Here is an 8,939-nt window from a genome sequence, read left to right as displayed (position 1 = left end):
CTGCTGGACGGCGGCCTGATCGTGGCGGACGGCGCGGACGCGTTCGAGGTGACGGAGAAGGGCGAGGAGCGTCTCGGGGCGCTGGGGCTGGACGTCGCGGCGCTGCGGCGGGCGCGGCGGAGGTTCGCCTGGCAGTGCCTCGACTGGACGGAGCGGCGGCCGCATCTGAACGGGGCGCTGGGCGCGGCGCTGACGGAGCGGATGATGGAGCTGGGCTGGTTCGAGCGGGGGACGACCCGGCGGGCGCTGCTGGTGACGGAGGCGGGCCGCCGGGGGCTGGCGGATTCGTTCGGCTGCGTGCTGCCCTGACCGTCCGGGTGGTTCCTCCCGTTTCGGCGGTCCGCATGTGCCGCGGCCGGCGCGAAGAACTCGAACCGGCGGCCCCGTGCGCCGTACTGTGGGGCCATCGGCCGGGGACGGTCGTGCGAAGGGCGCGAGTCCGGGCCGCGGCGGTCCGGCTTTGGGGAGGTGGCTTCCGGTGACGGCGCAGGCCAGGATCTGGCTGAACGGGGAACTGGTCGATCCCGAGCGGGCGGTGGTGTCGGTGTTCGACCACGGCATGCTCGTCGGCGACGGGATCTTCGAGACGGTGAAGGCGGCGAACGGGGTGCCGTTCGCGCTGACCCGGCATCTGCGCCGGCTGGCCCGGTCGGCGGCCGGGCTGGGGCTGCCGGAGCCCGACCACGACGCTCTCGCCCAGGGCACCCTGGAGGTGCTGGCGGCCGCGCCGAAGTGGCCGCTGGCCCGTGTCCGCATCACCTACACCAGCGGCCCGGGGCCGCTCGGGTCGGCGCGCGGCGACGCGGGCCCGACCGTGTCGATCATCGCGGGGCCGCAGGACCCGTTCCCGCCGACGGCGGACGTGACGGTCGTGCCGTGGCCGCGCAACGAGCGGGGCGCGCTGTCCGGCCTGAAGACCACGTCGTACGCGGAGAACGCGCTGGCGCTGGCGTACGCGAAGGAGCGCGGCGGCGGCGAGGCCGTCTTCGGCAACACGGCGGGGAACCTGTGCGAGGGGACGGGCAGCAACATCTTCGTCGTCCTCGGCGGCCGGCTCGTGACGCCGCCGCTGTCGTCGGGCTGCCTGGCCGGGGTGACGCGGGCGCTGACGCTGGAGTGGTGCGGCGGCGAGGAGGAGGACCTCGCGCTCGACGACCTGTACCGCGCCGACGAGGCGTTCCTGACGTCCACGACCCGGGACGTGCAGCCGATCCGGGCGGTGGACGGCACGGTCCTCCCGGCGGCTCCCGGCCCGATCACCGCCAAGGCGATGGAGGCGTTCGCGGCCCGCTCCGCCGAGCTCATGGACCCTTGATCGAAGAAGTGGCCGCCGGGGTCTTTACGTGATCGGATTCTTCGTTCACGTTCGAGGTGACGCTTGTAGGAGGTCACCGTGGACTTCTCCAGGAGGCGGATCGGCGCGGCGGCCGCGCTCGCGATGGCGGGCGCGCTGCTCGCCGGGTGCGGCGGCGGCGGATCCTCGACGGATCCCGACCGGGGCAAGGGCGCCAAGAGCTTCTCCCTGACGATCACCCGGAACGCCATCGAGGGCGGCAAGAACACCGAAGAGGCCGAGTGGATCACCAGGAGGGTGATCCCGGCGTTCGTCGCGGCGCAGAAGGCCAAGGGCGTCACCGCGAAGGTGGCGTTCCGCGGCCAGGGCGTGGACGACGAGGCGTACAAGACGAAGCTGGCGCTGGACCTGAAGTCCCGCTCGGGTGCCGACATCATGGACGTCGACGGCATCTGGGTCGGCGAGTTCGCCCAGGCGGGCTACATCAGGCCGCTCACGGACGTGGTCGGCGCCCCTGCCGACGCCTGGGACGGCTGGACGAAGATCCCAGCCTCGGTCCAGAAGCTGGCGACGTTCGAGGGGAAGCGCTACGGCGTCCCTCCCGCGACAGACGGCCGCGTCCTGTTCTTCAACAAGAAGCTGTTCGCGCAGGCGGGCCTTCCGGCCGACTGGCAGCCCAAGACCTGGCAGGACATCATCGCGGCGGCGCGCGCGCTGAAGAAGCTCCCCGGCGTGACCCCCGTCCAGCTGAACGCGGGCACCGCGATGGGCGAGGCCACCACGATGCAGGGCGTCCTGCCGCTGCTGGCCGGTGCGGGCGCCGAGGTCTACGCGGACGGCAAGTGGACGGGCGGCGGCCCCGCCGTCCAGCAGGTGCTCGGCCTGTACGCGCAGATCTACGGCGCTGAGGGCCTCGGCGACCCCAAGCTCCAGCAGGAGGCGAAGGGGCGCGACAAGTCGTTCGAGGAGTTCGCCGCGGGCAAGATCGGCATCCTGGCGGAGGGCGACTACTTCTGGCGCGACGTCATCAATCCGAAGACGGGCGTCGCGAAGATGCCGTCCCGCGACCGGGACGTCGGCTACGCGCTGATCCCGGCGGTCGCGCCGGGCAAGGGCGTCCGCGGGCAGGACTTCGTGAGCATGTCGGGCGGCGCGGTCACCGTCCTCAACCCGAACACGAAGTACCCGCAGCAGGCGTTCGAGCTGCTGGTCTTCATGAACTCCCCGGAGATGGTCAAGGCGCGGACGGCCGGCACGCCGGAGCTCACGTCCCGGACGGACGTCAACAAGGAGATCCTCGCGGGCGACCCGTTCCTGACGTTCGTGTCGGAGAAGGTGCTGCCCGTCACGTCGTACCGTCCGGGCCTCGCCGTGTACCCGCAGGTGTCGACGGCCTTGCAGGAGGCCACGGCAGCCGTGGTGTCGGGCAAGTCGCCGCGGCAGGCCGCCGCCGAGTACACCAAGAAGCTCGAAGGGGCCGTCGGTGGCGCCGCCAACGTCACCCCGCGCTGAGGCCGAGCCCCCGCGGGCCGCGCCGCGGGCCGCGTCCTTCGGGGAGGACGCGGCGGGGCTCGGCCGGGCCCGCGCGGCCGCGTTCACGGCGCCCGCGCTGGTGCTCGTCGCGGTGTTCCTGGTGTTCCCGGCGCTCTGGACGCTCTACCTCGGCACGACCGACTACCGGCTCACCGGGATCGCGGCGAGCGACCCCCGGTTCGTCGGCGCGGACAACTACCGCGACGTGCTCGGCGACGGGGAGTTCCACCGGTCGCTGTGGCTGACGCTGCAGTTCGTGGTCGGGTCGGCGGTGATCGGGCAGACGCTCCTCGGGTTCGCGATCGCGTGGGTCATGCGCGACCGCTCCGGCCCGGTGCGGCGGCTCGTGGAGGGCCTGGTCCTGCTCGCGTGGATCCTGCCGTCGTCGGTGATCGCGTTCCTGTGGATCGCGCTGCTCGACCGCGACGGCGGCACCCTGAACGCGCTGCTCGGCACGCCCGGCACGGCCTGGCTGCTCGACCATCCGATGGCCTGCATCGTGGTGTTCAACGTCTGGCGCGGCACCGCGTTCTCGATGATGCTCTACGGCGCCGCGCTGGGGAACGTTCCACCGTCCCACCTGGAGACGGCCCGGCTCGCCGGGGCGTCCACCTGGCAGACGCTGCGGGACGCGGTGCTCCCGCGCATCCGCGGGCACGTGCTGACGAGCCTGCTGCTGGTCAGCCTGTGGACGTTCAACGACTTCACCCCGTTCCTGATCACGGCCGGGGGTCCGGACGGGCGCTCGGAGATCATGTCGGTGTACGTGTACCGGACGGCGCTCGGCGACGGCCGGCTCGGCTTCGGCGCCGCCATCTCGCTGCTGATGATCCTGATCAACCTGGTGATCGCGCTGGTCTACCTGCGCGCCCTCCGGAGCAGGCGGGCCCCGGGGGACGCGGCCGAGGCGGCGGCGTGAACGCGGCCGTCCGCGAGGCGCTGCGCCGGATCGGCCTCGCCACGTTCATCTCCGCCGTCCTCGGGTTCTTCGCGCTGCCGCTGCTGTGGCTGGCGTTCGCGCCGTTCGACAGGAATCCGGGCATCGCGGCGTCCCTGCCCGAGTTCACGCTGCACAACTTCAAGGTCCTGCTGGACAACCCGTACGCGCTGGCGTCGCTGCGCAACTCGGTGCTGCTCGCCGCCGGGACGGCCGCGCTCGTGGTGACGGCGGCGGCGCTGGCGGCGTACGCGCTGAGCCGGGTCCGGGTGCCCGGACGGGACGCGCTGCTGTACGTCCTGCTCCTGCTGTCGTCCATCATCACCGGGACGGCGGCGATGGTGCCGGTGTTCCTGCTGGCCTTCAACCTGCACCTGATCGACTCGCGGCTCGGGGTGGTGCTGGTGCTGACCGGCGGGCTGCTGCCCGCGGCGATCTTCCTGCTGAAGGACTTCACCGACGCGACGCCGACGTCCTACGAGGAGGCCGCGCGGGTGTTCGGGGCGTCGCCGCTGCAGATCCTGCGGCACGTGGTGGTCCCGGTGATCCGGCCCGGCCTCGCCACGGTCGCGGTGTGGGCGGTGGCGCAGGTGTGGGGCGACTTCCTGATGCCGTTCCTGCTGCTCAGGAACCCGGACAAGGCCCCCGCCTCGGTGATCATGTACACCTTCTACACGGAGGGCGGCCAGCCCGATCTCGCCCTGATCTCGACGTTCTCGCTGCTGTACTCCCTGCCGGTCGTGCTCATGTACCTGTTCGTGAGCCGCCGGTACGGCTTCCGCTTCCACGGAGGGATCAAGCGCTGATGGCGGCCATCACCATTCGGGAGCTGACCAAGGTCTATCCGGGCGGCGTGCGGGCCCTGGACGCGCTCGACCTCGACGTGGCGGACGGCGAGTTCTTCGCGCTGCTCGGCCCGTCCGGCTGCGGGAAGACGACGCTGCTGCGCACGGTCGCGGGCCTGGAGGCGGCGACGGGCGGGACGGTCCGGCTCGGCGGCGCCGACGTGACCCGGCTGCCGCCGGGGCGGCGCGACGTCGGCATGGTGTTCCAGGACTACGCGCTCTTCCCGCACATGACCGTCCTGGACAACATCGCCTACCCGCTGCGGATCAAGAAGCGCAGCCGGGCGGCCCGCCACGAGCGCGCCGCCGAGGCCGCGCGCTACCTCGGGCTCGGCGGGCTGGAGCCGCGCCGGCCGGGCGAGCTGTCGGGCGGGCAGCAGCAGCGGGTGGCGCTGGCCCGCGCGCTGGTCGCCGAGCCGCGGATCTTCCTGCTGGACGAGCCGCTGTCCAACCTCGACGCCCGGCTCCGGCTGGAGGCGCGGACGTTCCTGAAGCGGCTCCAGAAGGAACTGGCCGTCACCACCGTGTTCGTCACCCACGACCAGGCCGAGGCGCTCGCGCTCGCCGACCGGATCGCCGTGATGGAGGACGGGCGGATCAGGCAGCTCGGGACGCCCGTGGAGGTGTTCCGGCGCCCCGCCAACCTGTTCGTCGCGTCGTTCATCGGCTCGACGCCCATGAACCTGCTCCCGGGGCGCGTCCAGGACGGGGTCGTGGCCGTGGCCGGCACCGAGCTGCCGGTGCCCGGGGACGTGCGCGTCGAGGACGGGGAGCCCGTCGTCTGCGGGGTACGACCCGAGTACCTGGACTACAGCACCGGCCCGGTGGACGGCGCGTTCGGCGGGCGGGTCTCGGTGGTCGAGCATCTCGGCGGAAGCTCGCTGGTGACGCTCGACGTCGCGGGGGAGCCCCTGCACGTCGTCGTCGGCGAGGAGCGCGAACCCGAGCCGGGGGAGCGGGGCTGGGCGCTGCCGCGCCCCGGACGCGTCCTGCTGTACCGCGACGGGGAGCTCGTGACGGAAGGCGGCCGCTCTGCGGCTCCGCTGGCCAAGGACGGGGGACATGGATGACCACGGTGCACCGGGGCCGCTGGACCCTGGAGGACCGCCTGGAGCAGGGGCTCCGCGAACTCCCGTTCGACGTCCCGCCGGGCACGGCGTCAGTCACCGTGGAACTGTCCCATGAGGGCGGTGTCATCGACCTGGGCTGCCACGGGCCGGACGGGTTCCGAGGCTGGTCAGGTGGGGCGCGCGACAGGTTCACCCTTGGGCCGGACTGGGCGACCCCTGGGTACCTGCCAGGGGAGCTTGAAGCGGGCACATGGCACGTCTGGCTCGGGCTCCACCGCATACCGCCAGACGGCGTCCCCTACGAGGTCGCCGTGACCACATCGGCCACGGCCCCACCGCGCCCTGAGGAGACCCCGCCTCCTCGGCCGGAACGTCCACCGCGCAGGGAACTCCCCGCGCCGCACGGGATGCGATGGCTCGCCGGTGACCTGCACTCCCACACCGTCCACAGCGACGGCACGCTGACCGTCCACGAACTGGCGTGCCTTGCCGCGTCCCAGGGTCTCGACTACCTGGCGGTGACCGACCACAACACCGTCAGCCACCACTCCGAACTAGCCGCCGCTGGGGCGCGCGCGGGCGTGCTGCTGCTGCCCGGCCAGGAGGTCACCACCGACCTCGGGCACGCGAACGTGTTCGGCGACACCGGCTGGGTCGACTTCCGGCGGCCCAGTGCCGACTGGGCCGCGCACGCCACCGCGCGCGGCGGCCTGATGTCGGTGAACCACCCGCTGAGCGGCGACTGCGCCTGGCGTCGCCCGCTCCCAGTGCCAGACCGCCCGCCGTTCGCCGAGATCTGGCACTCGTCCTGGTGGGACCGGCGCTGGGGCGCCCCGCTCGCCTGGGCGGACCTGTGGCGGCCCGGCGGCGTCGTCCCGCTCGGCGGCAGCGACTTCCACGACCCGGCGCAGCACAAGACCCTCGGCGAGCCCGTCACCTGGGTCCTGGCGGGCGAGGACGGTGACGTCCTCGGCGCGCTGAGGGCCGGGCGGACCGCCGTGTCCGCCGCGAGAGACGCGCCCGTCCTGCTGCGCGTCGAGGACGAGCTGATCGCCGCCGGCGCGGACGGGGCGGTCCTCGTCCAGCCCGACGGCGGGCGGATCGCCGTCCGCGCCGAATTCGTCCGGATACCGGCCGAGCACCCGGGCATGCATCGCCTGGAGAGCCACGAGAACGAGGTGATCGCACTGTGCGGGTAGAGGGTTCGGAGATCGTCGTCGTGCCGCACACCCACTGGGACCGGGAGTGGTACCTGCCGTTCCAGCGCTTCCGGCTGCGGCTCGTGTCGCTGCTGGACGGCGTCATCGACCGGATGGAGGCCGATCCGCGCTGGCGCTTCACGCTGGACGGGCAGATGGCCGCGGTCGACGACTACCTGGAGATCCGCCCCGAGCGGCGGGAGCGGCTCGCCGCGCTCGTCCGGGAGGGCCGGCTCGCCGTCGGGCCCTGGCAGATCCTCCACGACGAGTTCCTGTGCTCGGGGGAGAACATCGTCCGGAACCTGGAGCTCGGGATCCGGCGCGCGCAGGAGCTGGGCGCCGCGATGATGGTCGGCTACCTGCCCGACCAGTTCGGGCACTGCGCGCAGATGCCGCAGATCCTGCGGCTCGCGGGCATCGAGCACGCGTGCGTGTGGCGCGGCGTCCCCGACCGGGTCCGGACCTCCGCGTTCGCCTGGGAGGCCCCGGACGGGACGGCGATCCGCACCCAGTACCTCCCCGAGGGCGGCTACGGCAACGCCGCGTCGATGTTCGAGGAGTTCGGGGAGCCCGGCGGCGCCGGGGACGGCGCCTCGCTGCTGCCCGGCCGGGTCGCCGGGTTCGCGGAGGCGATGGGCCGCTGGTACCCGCACGGCGGCCCGCTGCTGGCGATGTACGGGGCCGACCACACCGCGCCCGCCGCCGACCTCGCCGACCGGATCGCCGCCGCCGGCCTCGGCATGCGGCTGGACACCCTCGCCGGCTACTTCGCGGAGGGGACCGCGTCCACCGACGGGCTGCCGCGCGTCCGCGGGGAACTGCGCTCGCACGCCCGCGCCAACATCCTGCCGGGCGTCCTGTCCGCCCGGATCCGGCTCAAGGAGCTGATGGGCCGCGCCGAGCGGCTCGTCGAGCGGTACGCCGAGCCGCTGACCGCGCTCTGGTACGCGGGCGACGCGCAGCGGTTCCTGGACCTGGCGTGGCGGCGGCTGATCGAGACGAGCTGCCACGACTCGGTCACCGGCTGCGGCTGCGACGAGACCGCCGAGCAGGTCGCCGCGCACATGGCCGAGGCGGAGCAGCTCGGCCGCGCCGTCTGCGACCTCGTCACCGCCGAGCGGGCCGCGTCCGTCCCGCTCGGGGCGCACCTGGTGTTCAACCCGACCCCGGAGCACCGCACCGGCCTGGTCACCCTCGACATCCCGTCCGAGGGGGAGCCGGGCCTCGTCACGGGCGACGGCCGGCCGGTGCCGGTGCAGACGCTCGCCGTCGCGCCGACCGTGCTGGACGACGCCGTCCACCCGGCCGCCGAGCTCCCGGTGCTGCTGGAGCGGGTGTACGGGCGGGTGCTGTTCGGGCAGGAGATCCGCGACTGGTCGGTGTCGCGCGACGACCGCGTGCTCACCTTCCACGTGACGGCCCGCGCCGGGGTCCCGTTCGACATCGGCGACGTGCGGGAGGCCCTGCGCGGCGCGGACGGGGAGTGGCGCGTGCGGATCCTGGCCGACCCGCGCCGCACCGTCGCCGCGCTGGTCGAGGTGCCGCCGCTGGGGCTGGCGGCGGTGGCGCCGGATCCCGCCGCGCGGGTCGCGGACGGCCCGGTGACGGCCGGGCGGGAGTTCCTCGACAACGGGCTGCTGCGCGCCGAGGTGCACGCCGACGGGACGCTCGGGCTGCGCACCCCGTCCGGCGACGTCGTCGAGGGCGTCGGGCGGATCGTGGACGGCGGCGACCACGGCGACTCCTACAACTACGCGCCGCCCGCCGCCGACCTCATCGTCGGCGACCCCGTGTCGGTGGACGTCCGCTCCGCGCTGGACGGTCCGCTCGTCGCCGCCGTCGACATCGTCCGGACCTACAGGTGGCCCTGCCGCGGCGACCTGGAGGCCGGCGCGCGGTCCGCGGCCGAGGAGGACGTCACCGTCACCACCCGCGCCGAGCTGCGCGCCGGGGAGCCGTTCCTGCGGCTGCGCGTCACCTTCGACAACCGCTGCGAGGACCACCGCGTCCGGCTGCACCTGTCGCTGCCGCGCCGGGCGGACGCGTCCTACGCGGAGGGCC

The 8,939-nt window shown here is 73.7% G+C and carries 7 protein-coding genes and 1 pseudogene; all 8 read left to right on the top strand.

Annotated features, from left to right (window positions below; genetic code table 11):
- Nucleotides 1–309 (top strand): annotated as a pseudogene (locus tag ETD96_RS45290) (transcriptional regulator); the annotation flags it as partial.
- Nucleotides 310–478: 169 nt separating this feature from the next.
- Nucleotides 479–1,315 (top strand): aminotransferase class IV, encoded by an 837-nt coding sequence (locus tag ETD96_RS35420; protein ID WP_240808464.1) that lies wholly within the window; start codon nucleotides 479–481, stop codon nucleotides 1,313–1,315.
- A gap of 78 nt (nucleotides 1,316–1,393) precedes the next feature.
- Nucleotides 1,394–2,806, top strand: coding sequence for an extracellular solute-binding protein (locus tag ETD96_RS35415; protein ID WP_240808463.1), 1,413 nt, complete (start codon nucleotides 1,394–1,396; stop codon nucleotides 2,804–2,806).
- Nucleotides 2,778–3,746 (top strand): carbohydrate ABC transporter permease, encoded by a 969-nt coding sequence (locus ETD96_RS35410; protein WP_138640834.1) that lies wholly within the window; start codon nucleotides 2,778–2,780, stop codon nucleotides 3,744–3,746. Before ETD96_RS35415 ends, ETD96_RS35410 begins: the two co-directional genes overlap by 29 nt.
- Nucleotides 3,743–4,570: a carbohydrate ABC transporter permease gene (locus tag ETD96_RS35405; protein ID WP_138640833.1), complete on the top strand. Its 828-nt coding sequence runs from the start codon at nucleotides 3,743–3,745 to the stop codon at nucleotides 4,568–4,570. Before ETD96_RS35410 ends, ETD96_RS35405 begins: the two co-directional genes overlap by 4 nt.
- Nucleotides 4,570–5,679, top strand: coding sequence for an ABC transporter ATP-binding protein (locus ETD96_RS35400; RefSeq protein ID WP_138640832.1), 1,110 nt, complete (start codon nucleotides 4,570–4,572; stop codon nucleotides 5,677–5,679). The genes ETD96_RS35405 and ETD96_RS35400 overlap by 1 nt, the downstream gene beginning before the upstream one ends.
- A complete protein-coding gene (locus ETD96_RS35395) occupies nucleotides 5,676–6,878 on the top strand; it encodes a CehA/McbA family metallohydrolase (protein WP_138640831.1) in 1,203 nt (400 codons plus the stop codon). Before ETD96_RS35400 ends, ETD96_RS35395 begins: the two co-directional genes overlap by 4 nt.
- Nucleotides 6,869–8,939, top strand: a 2,071-nt coding sequence (locus ETD96_RS35390; protein ID WP_138640830.1) for a glycoside hydrolase family 38 N-terminal domain-containing protein, incomplete at its 3' end; no start/stop codon positions are given. The genes ETD96_RS35395 and ETD96_RS35390, both read left to right, overlap by 10 nt.

This window comes from Actinomadura geliboluensis (assembly GCF_005889745.1).
Taxonomy (GTDB): domain Bacteria; phylum Actinomycetota; class Actinomycetes; order Streptosporangiales; family Streptosporangiaceae; genus Spirillospora; species Spirillospora geliboluensis.
Note: the sequence above shows the minus strand (reverse complement) of the source record. Positions and strands in the feature narration are given on the sequence as shown.

Bases quoted from the DNA above. Each gene is read 5' to 3' on its own strand.
- ETD96_RS35395 (WP_138640831.1), top strand. From the start codon at position 5,676: ATGACCACGGTGCACCGGGGCCGCTGGACCCTGGAGGACCGCCTGGAG.
- ETD96_RS35400 (WP_138640832.1), top strand. From the start codon at position 4,570: ATGGCGGCCATCACCATTCGGGAGCTGACCAAGGTCTATCCGGGCGGC.